Below are 16,976 nucleotides of genomic sequence, written 5' to 3'. Positions count from 1 at the left end.
TTCAGGGCTACTTGCAGAGCTTTTCGATTACCTTCTAATCGGCACTTGCTGGTTGACTGGCTTTTGCGGTGCTTCATTGAGGTTTTGTGGTAATAAACGTTTGGCTTTACGCTGCTCTCGTAGCGTGAATTGTAGCGCTTTTAAAATCCGCGCATCCAATGGCGTTTCGCAAAACGGGCTTAACAGGTTGTTCTCTTCCGTCGGATCTTCACTCAAGTTATAACACTCGTATTCACTGGGAATGAACTGAGTGGTTGTTATTCCGTCTAGGTTGCCGACGCCAACGACATTACTCACAGACGCTTGCGTGGTAGGCTCATCGTTACCACCAAGATTAACTTGGTTCGGGTCTTGCTCATAGAATCTAGCGTTATCAAAATAACGCACAAACTTCCATTTCGTGTCACCGCTGATATCCGGTAGTTGCGTTATTACGGCTTCAATATGGTTCGGTTGGATAATACTATTGTAAGCTTTACCGGTAAGCATATTCGTCATATCACTGCCAACTTCGATGTTGTCATCGGTCATAAAGTAAATGGCTTCTTCTTTGGGCAACGCTTCACCTAAAATAACGTTGGCTAGGTTTCTACCAACGAGTGGCTGTGCCTCACTGTGATCTTTAGCAAGCTGAGTACGAGTTTGCTCAATATCTATATCCGCTAGACCAAGCAGGGTAGGCAGTAAGTCGATGTGCGATGTGGTGATATCAAGCTGCTTAGGTTGATTGAAAAGCACAGGATTAGAAATAATAAACGGCACGTTTAATACTTCTTGATACGCGGTGTACCATTTTTGATGTAGACCGCCGTGAGCACCCAATAGCTCACCATGATCTGAGGTAAAAACGACAATAGTATTTTCATAAAAAGATGACTGCTTTAATGCGTTAACTACCTGTTCTATATGCTTATTCACTTCTGCGATTAAGTAGTAATAAAACTGCCGATAGGTTTCATCTGGTGGCTGCGGTAGATACATATGCGGGTACATAAGCTGATAGTCTTTTTGGCATCTAGGCTTGTCCATTAAGCTTTCAGTTTGGCTTGGGGCTGGCGCAACATTTGGAAGGTTACCGGCTTCTTTTTCGGCATAAAAGTTGGAAAACCAATCTTTTTGTCCCATTAATACAATGTCATGAGGGTTTACGAATGAAGAAACCAGTAAAAATGGTGTTTGGTCGCCGTTTTGTGCCTTTTCTTCAAGTTGTTTAAGGGTTTCACAAACTTGATTGGCAAATCCCGGATCTCGAGATGTACCTGAATTGTTCTCTGCTGCGCCATGAGGTTCAGGACCTATCCATTGACTAAAACCAAACTTATCTAGACGCTCTGCGCGCTCATAGAGAGCTTGTTTTGCTGGGTAAGGCTCTCCGGTTGCAGAGTTACTATACAGCGCTTGCTGACTCCCCGGCACGATAATATCCTCATCGGAGAGGTGCCACTTACCACGATAATAGGTTTGATAACCTGCTTCGCGAAACCAAGAGCCCATGGTTGGCACGGTATTGGGAGCCAGCCAGAACATGTTTTGATCAAATGACGACTTGCCAATTCCAGGTGTTTGGCTCACACCGTGTAGTGATGGATATTGTCCCGTGTAAATGGATGTTCTACTTGGTGCGCATGCCGTCGCTGCTGCATTATGATTCATAAATTCCATACCACAGCGGCGCATTTCTGCCATGTACGCACTGTGTTTGAGTCGATACTCTTTTGCTTGTGAATTTTCGTAAGGCGGAGGGAAACGCTCTTCATCGGTGGTAATGATTAGAAAATTCGGTTGTTTGCCATTAATCTTCATTACAATCTCCTTTTAACTTGCACAGGGCAAATGCCCACGAAGAGTGTAGTTGAAGATCCTTAGGTATTTGCGCTTTGTGTAATTTAATTGTTTTTTTATTTTAAATAATGTGTAAAAACAACATTCTGTATTTTATCAACGACGAATAGAAAAAAGGCCTTATCGGCCTTTATATATTTTTGTATTTGGTGAGTTACCAGTCGCCTGGGTCGCCGCCATCTGAGTCGCTGATCTCCTCGTAAGTACCGCCAGTGTCAATACTCAGCTGTTTAAGAAACTGAAATGTAGGGGTACTAGATACCGACTGAGATGCAGATGAAACATCTAGTACATACATCTTATCTTTATTAGCCAGAATATTTTGCACTGTGCCTGTATAGATTGTGGCATTGAATTGTACTGGTGGTAGCTCAAACAGGTATTTAGAGGTTACGCTCGTTTGCCAATTTGAGCCGCCACAGCTAGAGACTGGACTGTCATTTTCGCCGCCATCAGTAGAACCATACACTCTTAGCAGTGCGCCATTAGCGGCTTCCGTTGAGTAATTTGCTCTTAACTCATCAGCGCCATCACACATAGCTTGTGCAAGTGCAGTTAGCCCCGAGCACCCTTCTGGATCTAGTTGATAGAGTGCCATCATTGCCGCATTGAAACCGACAAACCCGTTAGTTAGGGATTGAATTTGACCGCCACTAGCAAACGTTTTCACATTTAGCTGTTGGCCATTAATTGTGGCATCTAAAAAGAACTTTGATACTTTTTGCACTGCCTGTTGCTTTGAGAATGAACATCGGCTTTGTCCATCTGGGCGCAACGTGTTCATTGAACTACTGCGATCTAAAAAAAGCACGCCATAAGATTCAGGCGCAGCGAGCGAATTGAAACTCGACATTGTGGTTGCCAATACAACGGCAGATACTAAGATTTTCATCATCGTGAACTCCATGTCAAAAGATACCATTTGCATTATCTAATCGGGAAACCTTACGGCTGCGACAAGATATTGTTCAAATGGTGTAAGAAGTATCTGGCTGTACTGCTGATGCAGATACATGATTTGCGCAAGTAAAAAAAATGAACTTAATTGGTTGCAAATTTGTTGCGCAACGTAAGGGTAGGGTAGATTCTAATTTTATCCATTACACCACATTACAGTGATAATTCATTTTTTAAAACATAATCTTGCATTTAGGTTTGACGTAAATTTTAGTATTTTCATGATGTTATGTTTAGCTGCCTGATACAATAGCGATTGCGATTTAGTTTCTAAAAAATATACAGTAGGATGAAGTAAACAGTATTCAAAAGTATGAAATAATAAAAACAATGACAGGAAGTTTTATGAAGCGATATCTACTTTCTCTCTTAGGTTTCCGTGCCACTTGCGTTGAGTGAATATCATCACTTTAGAAAAAATCAGTTAATGTAAGTGTTGCAATGCGTTGATTTCAGAGAGCAAATGTTTTTGTTCGCTTTCACTTAGCCCTTCAAACTTAAGCATGGCTTGGTAGGTCTTTAATAGTGATGGCTTATCTCCTTTTTGCTGATAAGCCGTGGCCAATTGCTGCAGTGCATTGAGGGATTCTGAGTTGTGCTGGCTCACAAAGCTAAATAGGTTGATGGCCGCAGTGAAGTTACGTTCGAATAGGGCGGCATTCCCGAGCGAAGTCAGCGCGCTGTAGGGGTAAGCCTTAAGTCCATATAGTGACTTAGCGATGGCGACATGATTTTCCAGCTGAGTGACACCGGCGGCCGCTACCTTCAAGGATGGCTGATAATGGTTAAAGAGGTGCTGCAGACCATGATAATAGCTCGGGTAGACGACACTCATATGGGTTTCGCCACCAAAATGCTGTGCTTTGAAGTCAATTCCATTTGGCTTTCGCCAAGCATCATTAAGACGTTGAAAAGGCTGCGTTATGATTGCGTTTTCGTCTGCCATGCTGATGTAGATACACTTGTTGATTAACGCTTTTGCCAGTAAGTCATTTAATAATCGCTCTTTATCCCACCAAAGGCTTGGACTTGCCAACATCACACCATTAAATAAATCGGGTTTTTCAAGTAGCGCATAGGTTGCAAACAGCCCACCGAATGAGTGTCCTGCTAACGCGCGATAGCCTGATGTTCGATAATGCTTGTCTACGTAAGGGATGAGTTCTTTGTCGATAAATTGCAGTAGCATTTCTGCACCGCCTGGATTTTGCTGCCGTGTTGGACCTGCAAAATGTCCCAGTACCGCAAGGCTGCCTTTGCGATAAGGTGGAGTCAGATCTCGAGTGCGGTGTTCGTTGGTTTCGATGGCAACAATGATAAGTTCAGGTATTTTATGTTGTTGTGCCAAGAAGCGAGCCGCTGAAGCGGTATGTTCAAGATTGCTCTGACCATCAGTCAGATATAACACTGGATAGCTTGTATTGCCTTGTTCATAGCTGGGTGGCAGGACGATATGAACCGTTCTTTTTTGCGAAAAATAAGCGGATGAAAGCTGCTGTGTCGAGTTCGAATTTACTGATTTATTAGCAACAGCGCTACCAATTGACAGTAATGTAAAAATAGCCACGATAACAATGTGAGTAACTAACCTAGTTTGCATAACCGCTCGTTCCTTGCTTAAAAATCATCGCTAATTTAACACGAGTCAAAACGACAAGGAACGAGTTATATAGAAGCGCTTAGGAATTATTTGTTTTGTCTTGAGCCTTCTAAGGTCACTATCACTCCATTCTTATTGGTGTTTGTGCCTTATTAAGTAGTTTAGAAAAGATAGGTTTTAAGCAAAAAAGAGAAAACACTGAAACGATTGCCATCACTAAAATGCCAATTAGAGGAATAACATAACCAAAGGTAAAACTAGCACCGACCACGTGTCCCAATATACATTCAGCGCGGTAGATTGGATAAAATAGTCCAGCTATCAAAAGTCCTAGGGCTGTATACATGGTGAGGTTTTGATAACCGAACTCCCAAAGGGCTGATTGCAACAAGCTAAAGAGTAACATCACAAAGAATGCGACCAAAAACTCAGTAGGAATAACCACGGGTGCTGTTTTTTTAATGCCCTCTGTGCCACTTGCTTCATGGAGCCGCAGTGCAGTAAGCCAAGCTAATACGGGAATTATGATAATGCCCCATGCGTTAGATACTGCCGGAAAATCTGCTCTGTGAAGTAAGTGGTGACTGACTATGCCGCCGTTTAAATGTTGCCACATCAGCGTTAATATCACGAGTAAGATTGCCGATGTAATTAGGCCTTTGTTGATTTTGTTCGCTGTGACTGAAAGCATGTTTCTACTCCTAGCTGATTAAACTGTAATTTAACTAAAAAAGACGGCTGAAATGCGTGGCCACCACATCATGATAGCGGCCGCGCAAACGCCAATCGCGGTGATCACAAAACCTAAGCTCATCATCACCGCGATTATCCACACCGGTGCGCTGGCTTTGGTTTGGCGTTTTGCCCAAAAGTAGAGTTCTGCGAGTGCCATTGGTAGCAGATAGCAGGCAAACGAAATAAATATATCGACAGGGCCATCTAAGGTTGCGGTATTGCCATTGAAGCCTTGGTTGACCATGTACCAACCAAACAAATAAAGACGAAACGTCCACACCCCATTAACCAAGAAAAAACTATGTACGGCATAACGTTGATGTGCGGCGATATTTTTTTGTATGGCAGCGCGCCAAGCAAAAAATATCGCAATGGGAATTAATATACCGTTGAGTGTTATCCCAATGGCACCAACATCGCTTAGCCTAAGACCGGTTACCCAAGTGAGATATAACCCAGTGAGCGCGCCCGAAATACCGAGAATAAAAAATACGCGTCCGTTGTAGCGGTGAAAGCGTGGAAAGCGTGGAAAGCGTTTTCGCACCGCAGGAATAAGCTGTAATAAACCGCTGGTGGCCAAAATCACAGCGGGTAAAACATGGCTAAAAAACACCTTGGCATCTTTTGTGTGTCCACTCGCCGGTGAAACCGCTGCACTTTGCTCTGTGAGTCCCACGATAAGCGGGATGGCATATAGGCCTAAGATATAAACAGCAAACATCCATTGCCCGAGCAGTGCGACACATATCCAGCTCTTTACGGCACCATTCAATACGCTAAAGGGACTAAAGAAAAGCCCAGTTGTTTTGGTTAAATTGAGGGAAGACAAAATACTTATCCTTATAAATCAATGAACTTGATATATAAAATGACAAGGTTTTGCTATCTCGTCGCTTTGATTTTGAAAATCAAAGCAAAGAAAGTAGGCCGAATTTTAAAAATGCTGGTGTTAAGTTTACTTACAAAGTTAATTTGAATGCTTTTGGTGTGGCTGTTAGAGTTTCTGTGTCTACCAATATTCCTTCAATCACCATGACTATTGAAAACTATTACCTACTTTTGCTTAGCCTATGTTGCACTTTGGTTGTTGCTCAGCTTTTTGTAAAAGAGAAAAAAGCAGCACATTTACTCTTTGCTTTAGTGTGCGGCTCGATAGCATTGGCCACGACCAAAAAGCTGACTCAGGACTCCTTAAATGGATATCAGTATTTAATTGGCATGGGCGCTTGTGTGACCTGTAATGGGTTTTGGTTGCTTGCTAGGGCACTATTTAGAGAAAAACATGCCATTTTAAAAAGGCATGTTGTGTTTGCAATCGCCATTGCTGCCTTGGTCATATGGCGACAAGGTTATTTGTTTATCGATAGTCAATTACACATGAACGCTCGCGGATTTGTTGAGTGGCTTAACATTGCGGCGTATGAGCTTACCTTGTTGTTGTCATCTAGTGTACTCATGCTGGCATTTTGGGAAGGGTGCCGAGGGTTCTCACAGTCTCAAGGGCAAGAAAAAGCACAAAGGGTGTTATTCTTGTCTGCTTATTTTATTTGCGTCGCAGGCACTAAACTAATCGAAAATCGCTTTGCCGATAATCGTGAGGTTCAAGAATGGGTAGTGACAAGCGCAGCTATCCTCATTATATTGACGGCGCAAGTGTTACTGTATTGGCGATTTTCATCTCAACATACAATTACATCCGTTAGGTGCGTTGAATCAAATGAGCCAACACAAACCGAGGATGATATTGCGCTCCAGCAACAGGTGGAACACTTTCTTATCAAGCAAAAAGGCTTCCTCAAAGAAGGGTTAAAAGTTGCTGACTTGGCTCAGCAATTTAATGAACCTGAATACAAAATAAGCCGAGTGATACGACAAAACCTGCAAGCGCGAAATTTCAGCCAATTGGTCAATGAGTTGAGGGTTGAGCATGCCAAAGTGCTGTTACAAGACCCCGCTAAACAGCATTGGCCAGTACTTGTCGTTGGCCTGGAAAGTGGTTTTGCGTCGGTTGGACCATTTACTAGAGCATTTAAAATCGCTACGGGAACCACACCAAACCAATTTAGAAAGCAAAATAGCCAAACGCAAGTGCTACGTGAAGCACAAGAGTAAGTGGCGATTAATCTAGCTTAGTCAGTTTGTATTGTAGCTGCTGAATAGGTAGCTCTATCGTCTGTGGGTCAAGCTCTGGCGTAATATCACTGACCGGAAAGACGTTATCAATTTCCACCGCATTCGCGATAGCGTTAGTATCGCCATTGGATAAAAAAGTAAGTTGGGTGTAATCACTGGGCTGTAAGTCATACCGAGCCAGCGTTGCTTTTAAGTCTATGCTGTATTCGTATGCAGCTAACAGGCTACCTGCGTTATCGTTGTATCTGCAGATCCGCCATTGATAGCTACTTTCGATAAATTCCAGCGCCCAAATCCCACCTTTATCTTGGATCATTTGTTGTGGTTGTTGGCAGGGCTGTGGTAGGGGCAGTAAACGGCTATGAGACCAAAGCCCCTCGTGGTTTTGGCACAATAAGTTGCCCTTACCAAGGTCGATAATATGCGGGCTTAGACCATATTGGCAAAACTGGGAGGCGGGAATGAAAAAGGGTGCGGTATGCTTGTAAAGGGCGCCAAACGCAATATAGCCCATTAATACCTCAGTATTGGTCACCCAGCCAAGGTAAACATATTCATCATCTTGCCAGTTTGTTGATGCTATTTTCCCCTGTTTAACGGTGTTAGTCAGCGTGAAGTGGTCGCTTTTACCATTAAATGTACAAGTCAAACTGCCTTGTGTAGCGTCGATGTTGCATGATTGCTGAACTTGCTCCTGTGATAACCGCTTTATTTTAGAATTTGGCGTTTGATGGGTTAGCGCTGAGGTGAACTTAGCCGCAGCAGACAACAGGCCGGTTTGATCTTGTTTAAAACGACATTTAGGCTGTATCTTTGAGGAACTGAGCACGACACTACCATCAAGTACAGCAAGCTCACAGCTATTGGCTATGGTACAAGCCGTGAGCACCATAACGCCACCAAAGGCAATCCAAGTGTTTTGCAAATCACAATACTCATCAATCATCAGCTACATCCTATAAACATAGCTGATAACACCTTGATTAAGCAATATGTGCAGCAATACCCGATTTTCCCATAGCGACTTCGGCTTTTAGTACTTGGCCGTTGATGTAATCGCCACTATTTTGCTTTCGGTAGGGGATTGGCTGTTCACTAAATACGTGTGTTAAGCGCTCTGACCAATTGGCAATTTCATCAGTTATACGTTGATTAGGCTCGCCTTTTGCGTCGAAAATAACATGGTTTTGTAGAACGTCCATACCTGGGAAAAACAAAGTCCCGTGCGTGATCGGAAATAGTAATTCGTCCATTGTGCCGTTTATCCCTAAAGGAGAGTAATCCTCGTATCCACCACCTGTGGTTACACAAATTAACGCTCGTTTTCCCTGTAAAACTCCCTCGCCGTAGCGCAATTGATTCCCTTTGTTTTGATAGCCGTAAGCAAAGCCATAGGCATAGACTCTATCGAACCAGCCTTTAAGTATGGCAGGCACGCTGTACCACCAAAGCGGAAAATGAAAAATAACCAAATCGGCAGCCAGCAATTTTTGCTGCTCTTGAATAACGTCTTCGGTTAGGGTGTTTGAGTGATATGCCTTGCCAGACGCTGCAATAATCGCAAGTGGTGCTTGTGAGTCATCTTGCGGGAAGTCGGTTGCGTCAACCACAGCCTTCCAGTCCATTTGGTATAGATCTGAAGTTTGAACTTGCAAGCCCATACGCGTTAAGGCTTCGACACTTGTTTTGGCGAGTGTCTGGGTTAAGGAAGTCGGCTCTGGATGTGCCGATATCACTAGTGCGGATTTGGTCATGATAAGTGCTCTGTAACGAAAAGAAGTTGTTACTATCTCTGTAATCTTGCTATAAATAAAATTGAATATTTTTTCCCTAGGTATAAATTAAATGGATAGTAAAAAGGTGGACTTAAACCTGCTTCAGACTTTGGTGGTGTTACTAGAAGAGTGCAATGTGACCAAAGCAGCAGATAGGCTGAACCTCAGCCAGCCAGCAGTAAGCACTCAGCTAAGTCGGCTGCGTGGACTATTTGATGATCAGTTATTAGTCCCTATTCATAAAGGCATGCTACCAACTGCCAAAGCGCTTGCTTTGCTGCCGGAGCTTCGCGCTGCGATGAAGCTAGTAAGTAACGTGTTAGTAGAGCATCAAGACTTTATCCCAGAAACGGCCAATTTAACCTTTAAAGTGGCATGTACCGACTATTTACAGTTAGTGGTGATGACAGAGGTGATACGGCGTTTAAAAATTGCTGCGCCCAATATCAAGGTGGTGCTTTGTCACTTAAAAATAGCAACGCTTGCAGCCCAGCTACAACACTCAGAACTCGATTTGGCATTAATGTCGCCGGAATGTGGGCCTGATTCGTTAAGATTTAAAACCTTATATCAAGAGAAGTATGTCTTGATTGGCAGAAAACACCATCCACAGCTAACGTCAGAAATGACAATCGCAGATTATGTGAAGCTTGAGCATATTGTGGTGTCTTTTGAAGGAAATAGCACCTCAACATTCGTTGATTCAATCTTGCAGCAATATGGTGTATCGAGGCAGGTGATGACGTCAGTTCCCTCATTTTTATTGGTGCCGGAACTGGTGAGAAATACTGAGTTGGTTGCACTTATTCCGGCTCGTCAGGCGTCAAAACTTGGAGCAGATTTTACCCTCGTTGAAAATCCGATACCTGACTGTGCTTTTGACGTCGCTATGGTGTGGCACGAAGTGCAGCATCAATATCCTGCACTCCGTTGGTTACGAGCATTTATTAGCCGGACTATGGCTGAGGTTTGTTAGTCGTTTCGTCCAGCTCCTCGGTTGGCTCACTATTTTGCTCATTGTCGTCGGGTTCATCGTCGTTATCGCGAGGCGCGTCTTCGTCTTCGTCAACGACAAGTAGCTGTTCATGTGCTGTTTTTTCCTCGATACGCGGGTCCATGGTGGCAGCGAGCGGTGAGCTGGTAATATCAGAAGTCGCAGCCACATAGTCGCTAGGCTCTGGCTGCTCGGCTTTTTGTCTAGCGTTGATAAAGTGGAGGAGTAAGAACATAACAACGGTTAGTGCGCTTAACGAAGCGTATAGGGCTTGATGACCAAAATGGGACATGATCTGTGCAATAGCGGCCGAGCCAACACAGGCACCTCCCCCAAACGCCACCAGCAGCGCAGAAGAAACGCCAACACGGTCTTCATCATCAACACGGGAGTTTGCTAGTGCTGAAGAAAGTGGATACATGGTAAATGCAAATAACCCAAAGCCAAAAGTCAGCCAAAGACTGTAGCTTGGGCTCAGCGGAAGCAAAAATATACAAAGAGAAATCAAACCGATAAAAACAGCGTTACTGCGCAGTAAGATACTTCTGCGAACTCGGTCGGAGATAATGCCCATTGGCCACTGTGCAAGCAAACCTGCAAAAATCGTTACCGACATATACATAGCAATTTCTTCGGCATTAAATCCTGACTGGCTTGCAAAAGTCGGGGCAAGGCCATAAAAGCTGCCATTAATTACACCAGCAAAACAAACCGCCGTAAGAGATTGAGGCACTTTTTTGAAGTAGGTAAACAGACTGACTTGAATAGGCTTAAGTGGCTTGGGGTGGATCCGCCTCGTCGTTGAAATGGGGATAATTCCAAAGGATAAGGCAACAACAATTAAAAACAGCGGCGCATAGCCAAGCTCAGGAAAATTAGAAAGCGCAAACTGCCCAGTTACCATACCGAGGTAGGAGGTGAGCATGTAAAAAGAAAATACCCGTCCGCGCTGCTCAGGTGCCGCTTGTTCATTCAGCCAGCTTTCGAGCACCATAAAGTTACACATCATGCCAAGACCCACCACTAGTCGTAGTCCAAGCCAAAGATAGATATTGTCACTCACCCCATGTATCGCTACGCAGGCCGTCACTGCAGCTGTGCTTGCCGCAAACGCGCGAATATGTCCAACTGACTTGATCAGGTGGTAGCCTAATTTAGCACCGAGCAACAAACCCAAGTAATAAAACGAGGTAAGCAAGCCAATCCAAAACGTGCTGACGCCGTGTTGGCCTAAATAAAGCGCTAAGTAAGTGGTCAGCAGGCCTGTCCCACCGACTAAGAATAGATTTGTTAAATAAAGCGATGGAAAAGATTTCATATCGACCTTGGGATTCATTATGAATTTGTGTGTAACGCTCTAATAGTAGGGGAGAAATAGTTTATTTCCAAGCAAAAAGCTGTTGGCTGTTTATCTGCCTTGTTTGCTTGTGTCGTTGGCTGATTGCTACATAGCCTAAGTTATAGGGTTATTCAGTGTGGTTCTGGCAAAAATACAGTGATAACACGCGAATGATTGAATTGTTGCTTTAATTGGGTTGAGTGCTTTTTATTCAGGTGATACAACTTAAGTTCAGGACTAAATTATTACGAGCTAGTTCCTGAATTTATCAATAAAACAAAAAAGGATTACCAATGAAATTAACGGTTAAAAAATTAAAGTCTTTATCTAAAAACAGCCAAACACTTGATTATGCTGCGACGCCTAATGTGGCAGGTGGTTATACAACGAGGCCTGGCACGATTGGTTGTGAAACCACGACTAGAGAGTGTGATCTAATCACCACGGCACTTTGTACAAGCGCTAGATGTGACAACTACACGACTGAAAATTGTTAGCAATCAAGTAAGCAGGAGCTGGGCTGTACCTGCCTTTATTTTTTGTATTTTATTGATTAATCAACCTGAGCTCAGCATAACGTTTGACGTACATACCAAGCTCAGGCCAATGTAGTTTTAATTTCCTTGATTCATCTGCATTAATTTATCGCCAATGGGTTGAGAGAAGTTATAGCCATCGTACTTGTCCCAGTTAATCGACCATGTCATCACGCCACCAAAGTTCGGATAAGTCTTGCTAGGTTGGATAGTGCCACATCCTGTACCTTTGGTTAAACAATCTAAGGCATTGATGATATTACCGATAGGCGCTTGGCCTGAATTTGCCGACTGTGGACCAGAAGGTAGACCGATGGCTACTTGGTCATCCCTAAGTGGCGCAAAGCGGGTGCCATCAGCAAGATCAAATCCCTCAATCAACATTTTTGCATGGGCAACCATCATGTTCACTGAGCCCTCTGGAGCACTTCCCGGTTCATATGGATTAGGCAGGCCGCCATTGTTGTATAGCTGTACGTGAAGTAAATCTAATGTATCGCGTAGCTCATTTATAAGTGGAATATAAGCGCCCCAAATACCTGAATAGGCAATCATGCCACCATGCACATAGGGATGCTCAGGGGCCATGGTAAGTACCATATTGCCACCAATATTTTGTTCAATTTGCTTTAATGCTCTTGGCAGCCGAGCTTGGATCTGAGAACCATGCACAAGGTTCGAGCCACTCTCTAAGTCGATATCGAGCCCGTCAAATCCCCATTGTTGAATAATATCGGTGAGGCTAGTGACAAATGCCGCTTCATCGGCATCCGTATTAAGGGTAATTGTGCCTTCTGCACCACCAAGACTTAGCACAAAAACTTTACCTTGCGCTTGTAGTGCCTGCATGTCGGATTTGAATTTTACTGGGTCGATAGGCGGGCAGTTAGAGCGAATGTCTTTTTCAAATGGTGTGAAGTGCACTGTACCATTCGAATTTCTATCATTTTCAGCAAAGGCAATATCGATGATATCCCAAGCAGTAGACATCTGATCAAGTGGAATAGGGCAACCAGCTGGATTGACAAAGTTATGCCAATAGCCAATCAGTTTGTGCCTTTTACCGATGGGTTTGTCGATGACTTGAACAGTCACGCCGCTACTGGACACCTGATCATTATTGTCGTTGGTGGCCGTGGCATAAAGTGTTTTTGTGCCGATTGAGGCCGGTGCATAACTATATTCGTAGGGGGGCGTTGTGTCTGTATTGAGTAACACGCCATCAGCATAAAACTGTACTTGAGAGATTTGTCCAACAAAAGAGGATGCTTGTGCAATCAATTGAGTGGAATTACCCAAGGTAATTTGGCTGCCGCTAGTGGGGGCGAGTAAATCAACGGCAATCGGTTTATCTGTCACATTCACTGTAATTGTTTGCTCGCTTTGATTACTTTCGTTATCCACGGCAATGGCTTTTAAACTCACCGTATTGAGGGCTGTCGGTGTCCAGCTGTGACTAAGCGTTCCTTGATTGGCTGTGGCAAGGAGTGTGTTGCCGGCATAGAGTGACAGTGTAGCAATACTGCCGTCTGTATCTTGAGCACTGACAGAGATAGTGGTGGGCGCATTGATCAAAACAGTACCATTATTGGACGGGCTTTCGAACGTTACGGTTGGCGCGATTGCACAGATCCCTAAATCGCTCCATGCATCGCTCCAATACTGGCCTGCACCCGGCTCATATGCCCACTGCGCGTTTGAGCTACACCAACCTGCAATATCACAGCGATATTTATGATTATTATGAGCGACGAGTTCACCAGCCTGGTAATTTTGTCCAGCGCTATATGCTCTAAGGCCTAGGCAGCCACCTCCCACTTTTGTTAGCACATCGATGGCAAGGTTTGCCTCACTTACCAAGCCTTGATTGTCCATCGCTTTTACATTTAGTTGGTTTACGCCAACTTGCTCCGCTTGGAATTGGAACTCAAAAGGAGAGGTTGTTAGGTTCGCGACAAGCTGATTGTTCACGCTAATTTCCACTCTCGCAATAGTACCGTCGCTATCTTCAGCTGTGATGCTGATCCCTACCATATCGCCTTGATAGAACTGCTGACCGCTGGCTGGCGCTACAATGGATACGTTCGGTGGTAAATTTTCTCCGCCCGGTTTTACTGTGATCTGTGCTGATTGCGAACTTCCGGTTAGCCCTTGGGCATCGGTGGCAATTGCACTGATGTTGTATTCGCCAAGTACTGCGTTCCAAGTGGTTTGAAATGGTGCGGTAGTGTCCGTTGCGATGACTTGCCCATTTACTAAGAATTCGACATAAGCCAGATCACCATCGACATCATTGGCATTAGCGGAAAAAACAGCGCTGTCATTTTCGCCCAGCACAGCGCCATTATTTGGGCTGGTGAGTACGACACTCGGCGCTTGACCAGACCCCGTTGCACAAGCTCCAAGTGACCGCCAGACATCATAAGGACCGGAGTGGCCAGCTGGATTGTCGTTTTGACTGTACCACTTAGCTTCATATGCTTGGTTTTGGGACTGTGTAATATCCCCTTGTCTGTAGACTTGTTGTTCAGACCACAGGGTTAAATTACTACAGTCGTAGGCGTTTGCTTGGCCCGCGAGGATGAGAGCACCGCTCGTCCAAGCCAATCGTAATATAGAAGTTGGTTTCATACTGATCCCTTACATGTTGTTGTGTGTTTTATGAACAAAACCAAATTAGCATATAGGTAAATAATTCGTTAATCAACACTCGAGTTATGAGTAAATCTCATCGCAATTTTAATTCGCATATTTCAAATAATCGACTAGGTTTAGAGGGAATTTAACGGACTTTATAGGATCCATATAATGGCGACTTCTTCAATTCCTTCCGGTTATCATTCACTCACGCCTTACCTTATTGTGGCTGGTGCAGCAAAAGCTATTGAGTTTTACCGAGCTGCTTTTGGCGCTAGTGTAAAGCTTCAGTTACCTATGCCAGATGGCGGAATAGCACATGCGGAGCTGCTGGTTGGAAATTCTTATGTGATGCTTTCAGATATGTGCCCTGATATGCACTTTAAAGATCCCAATGAGCTTGGTGGCACGCCCGTTAGCTTGATGTTGTATGTTGACGATGTGGACACTGTGTTTACGGGGGCAATTGAATTGGGGGCACAGCAAGTCACGCCCGTTTGTGATCAGTTTTATGGTGATAGGGCTGGAACGCTACGAGACCCATTTGGTCATATCTGGACGATTGGCACGCATAAAGAAGATCTCACAGAAACCGAGTTGCTCGCGCGTATGGCTGATTTTATGGATAAACAACAAGATGCCTAGTTGAGGTAAGTTTATCTTATTAGATTGCAGATTTATTAATTTTTTGTTTGTTTTTAATGGTGTGCTTTTTGGAGTTTTTGGTTAAAAGGCATTATTTAACATATGATTAAGGGTTGTCTTAGTGGTGAGGTGAATTTTAAAGTTAATTTTATTGTTAATAATGTTGAATTTTTTATTTTTTCATGGCAGCTTAAGAATTAGTGATAAATTTTTATCATTAAACGACTATTTCAAGGAAATGATAATGAAATTAAAATTAAAAAAATCAGCGCTGAAGCAACTAGATAAAAACCAAAGCCTACCTTTACAGCAAACGCCTCAAGTAGCAGGCGGTGCTGAGCCAAATACTAGAATTCCTTGCCGTTTAACCGAAACGTTAACCGGTACGGATTATGGGCACTGTCGGTGCTAATTTGACCGCGTTTTAGGTGAGTGTGGTGATGTGGAGAATCTATTCGCAGGACTATCAACCTTCAACAATACTACTTATAAATTAATTAAAATAAATCAAGGACAAGAAAATGAAATTAAAATTTAAAAAAACAGCGTTAAAACAATTAGATAAACAACAGAACTTGCCTCAAGAGCAAACACCAAACATCGCTGGTGGTGCAAATAGCCGTATTCCTTGTCGTCCGCCTTTGACGGAAACTGGTAACCAATACTGGCAGTGCGATTGTTAAGGTTAGTGATAAATTAACTTGCATAAGCTCACAGTAAAGTGAGCTTTTTTATTTCCGAAAAACAACCTGTTTTTAATTTATCTTCATATAATTCAAAGCTTTACGTATTTTATAACGTCTCAATAAATTAAGCGGTTTACGCTTTAATCCAGCAGCAATTACAGCCTCTGTTGCTGCGAGTATGCGCTCGGCGCTTTTACCATCACGGTAAGGATGCACTTGCTGAATGTATTGCTCAATACGTTCACTTTGTGCGTCGGACAGGTTGAGTGCTTGTTCAACCGCTTCAGATAATTGGCTTGCATCGGTAATATTGAGTAAGGCATCTTGAGGTTGGTGATTATTAAAAGTGATAACCGGTTTACCAATTAATAGCGACTCATCAACGGCGCTAGAGGTATCAGAAATCACCACATCGGCTTGCTGAATGAGGGGAATGAGATTGTCATTTCCGGCGATTTCAAAGTCGCTGATGGTTTCAAGTTCCATGTACATCTGTTGCCACTGCTGTTTTGTCTTAGGATGAAACTTAAGTTGGACTTTGTATTTTCCTGACTCTGCGAGCTGTTTGATTTGTGCATGTAATGCTTCAAGCGATGTAAGGTTCGGTGAAAAAGTGGGAGCGTACAGTATGACTGGCTTTTCATTTTCTTGCTTAGTGTAATCAAAGTAGGGGTCGAGTTTTGGCCAGCCAGTTTCAATCACCGAGAAATAATCATGTTTTTGTGCGAGTTGGTTAAATGGCGCAGTGGTAATTGGGCCGTGAGTACAATACAAATCGAAGAAACCACGGATCCCAAAGTGACCTTTCTTTTTATATTCTAATCCGTGAAATACTTGCACTTTGGCGCCTGGAAAAAAGTCAGGAACAACGTTTCCAGGTACAAATACAGCTCTGGGATTAAACGCCTTGACGTCCTCTACGCTCAGTAACTCCGCTTCGTCTGGTGCAAGTGAACTTGAGTTTACATCTTTACCTTTTAAAAACCATTTCACCACATCACCGTTTGCACGGATAGCATTTTGGAGGGGTCTCAGAATGGCAAAGCTATATGGCTGCTCAATGTAGAAAAGATAATGTTTAGGCATTGAAAGTCACT

At 43.5% G+C, this 16,976-nt stretch carries 16 protein-coding genes; 6 read left to right on the top strand and 10 right to left on the bottom strand.

Annotation, left to right across the window (positions count from 1 at the left end):
• Positions 1-27 precede the first annotated feature (27 nt).
• The 5 genes from EXT47_RS12445 to EXT47_RS12425 form a co-directional block, all read right to left on the bottom strand.
• Positions 28-1,803, bottom strand: coding sequence for a sulfatase-like hydrolase/transferase (locus tag EXT47_RS12445; protein ID WP_130126721.1), 1,776 nt, complete (start codon positions 1,801-1,803; stop codon positions 28-30).
• A 193-nt stretch (positions 1,804-1,996) separates the two neighbouring features.
• A complete protein-coding gene (locus EXT47_RS12440) occupies positions 1,997-2,737 on the bottom strand; it encodes a VWA domain-containing protein (protein WP_130126720.1) in 741 nt (246 codons plus the stop codon).
• Between the two features lie 486 nt (positions 2,738-3,223).
• The gene (locus EXT47_RS12435) at positions 3,224-4,399 is read right to left on the bottom strand and encodes an alpha/beta hydrolase-fold protein (RefSeq protein WP_039492139.1); all 1,176 of its coding nucleotides are present in this window, start codon (positions 4,397-4,399) and stop codon (positions 3,224-3,226) included.
• Between the two features lie 121 nt (positions 4,400-4,520).
• Positions 4,521-5,090 carry a hypothetical protein gene (locus EXT47_RS12430; RefSeq protein ID WP_039492141.1) on the bottom strand — a complete coding sequence of 190 codons (570 nt, stop codon included), beginning with the start codon at positions 5,088-5,090 and terminating at the stop codon, positions 4,521-4,523.
• A gap of 30 nt (positions 5,091-5,120) precedes the next feature.
• A complete protein-coding gene (locus EXT47_RS12425; protein WP_039492143.1) occupies positions 5,121-5,963 on the bottom strand; it encodes a DUF2306 domain-containing protein in 843 nt (280 codons plus the stop codon).
• 176 nt (positions 5,964-6,139) lie between these two features.
• On the opposite strand from EXT47_RS12425, the gene EXT47_RS12420 reads away from it, so the two are divergent.
• A complete protein-coding gene (locus tag EXT47_RS12420) occupies positions 6,140-7,246 on the top strand; it encodes an AraC family transcriptional regulator (protein WP_240701614.1) in 1,107 nt (368 codons plus the stop codon).
• Between the two features lie 7 nt (positions 7,247-7,253).
• On the opposite strand, the gene EXT47_RS12415 is transcribed toward EXT47_RS12420, so the two are convergent.
• Positions 7,254-8,213: a hypothetical protein gene (locus EXT47_RS12415; RefSeq protein ID WP_130126719.1), complete on the bottom strand. Its 960-nt coding sequence runs from the start codon at positions 8,211-8,213 to the stop codon at positions 7,254-7,256.
• Between the two features lie 37 nt (positions 8,214-8,250).
• Positions 8,251-9,021: an NAD(P)H-dependent oxidoreductase gene (locus EXT47_RS12410; protein WP_130126718.1), complete on the bottom strand. Its 771-nt coding sequence runs from the start codon at positions 9,019-9,021 to the stop codon at positions 8,251-8,253.
• Positions 9,022-9,112: 91 nt separating this feature from the next.
• On the opposite strand from EXT47_RS12410, the gene EXT47_RS12405 reads away from it, so the two are divergent.
• Positions 9,113-10,018: a LysR family transcriptional regulator gene (locus EXT47_RS12405; RefSeq protein ID WP_130126717.1), complete on the top strand. Its 906-nt coding sequence runs from the start codon at positions 9,113-9,115 to the stop codon at positions 10,016-10,018.
• On the opposite strand, the gene EXT47_RS12400 is transcribed toward EXT47_RS12405, so the two are convergent.
• Positions 9,999-11,354, bottom strand: a complete 1,356-nt coding sequence (locus EXT47_RS12400) for an MFS transporter (RefSeq protein ID WP_130126716.1) — start codon at positions 11,352-11,354, stop codon at positions 9,999-10,001. The two genes, EXT47_RS12405 and EXT47_RS12400, sit on opposite strands and share 20 nt — an antisense overlap.
• A 314-nt stretch (positions 11,355-11,668) precedes the next feature.
• On the opposite strand from EXT47_RS12400, the gene EXT47_RS12395 reads away from it, so the two are divergent.
• Positions 11,669-11,872, top strand: a complete 204-nt coding sequence (locus EXT47_RS12395; RefSeq protein ID WP_039492149.1) for a hypothetical protein — start codon at positions 11,669-11,671, stop codon at positions 11,870-11,872.
• A gap of 117 nt (positions 11,873-11,989) precedes the next feature.
• Here the strand turns inward: EXT47_RS12395 and EXT47_RS12390 are convergent, their stop codons facing one another.
• Positions 11,990-14,542 carry an Ig-like domain-containing protein gene (locus tag EXT47_RS12390; RefSeq protein ID WP_130126715.1) on the bottom strand — a complete coding sequence of 851 codons (2,553 nt, stop codon included), beginning with the start codon at positions 14,540-14,542 and terminating at the stop codon, positions 11,990-11,992.
• A gap of 177 nt (positions 14,543-14,719) precedes the next feature.
• On the opposite strand from EXT47_RS12390, the gene EXT47_RS12385 reads away from it, so the two are divergent.
• The 3 genes from EXT47_RS12385 to EXT47_RS23835 all read left to right on the top strand — a co-directional run bounded on the left by EXT47_RS12385 (position 14,720) and on the right by EXT47_RS23835 (position 15,876).
• Positions 14,720-15,193: a VOC family protein gene (locus EXT47_RS12385; RefSeq protein ID WP_130126714.1), complete on the top strand. Its 474-nt coding sequence runs from the start codon at positions 14,720-14,722 to the stop codon at positions 15,191-15,193.
• A 244-nt stretch (positions 15,194-15,437) separates the two neighbouring features.
• Positions 15,438-15,605: a hypothetical protein gene (locus EXT47_RS23840; protein WP_165383812.1), complete on the top strand. Its 168-nt coding sequence runs from the start codon at positions 15,438-15,440 to the stop codon at positions 15,603-15,605.
• 109 nt (positions 15,606-15,714) lie between these two features.
• A complete protein-coding gene (locus EXT47_RS23835) occupies positions 15,715-15,876 on the top strand; it encodes a hypothetical protein (protein ID WP_162847777.1) in 162 nt (53 codons plus the stop codon).
• A gap of 72 nt (positions 15,877-15,948) precedes the next feature.
• On the opposite strand, the gene EXT47_RS12380 is transcribed toward EXT47_RS23835, so the two are convergent.
• A complete protein-coding gene (locus EXT47_RS12380; protein WP_130126713.1) occupies positions 15,949-16,965 on the bottom strand; it encodes a CDP-glycerol glycerophosphotransferase family protein in 1,017 nt (338 codons plus the stop codon).
• Between the last annotated feature and the right edge of the window lie 11 nt (positions 16,966-16,976).

The sequence above is a fragment of the Pseudoalteromonas sp. CO342X genome, assembly GCF_004208915.1.
GTDB classification, from domain to species: Bacteria; Pseudomonadota; Gammaproteobacteria; order Enterobacterales; family Alteromonadaceae; genus Pseudoalteromonas; species Pseudoalteromonas maricaloris.
This window is presented reverse-complemented; position numbering and strand designations above follow the sequence as displayed.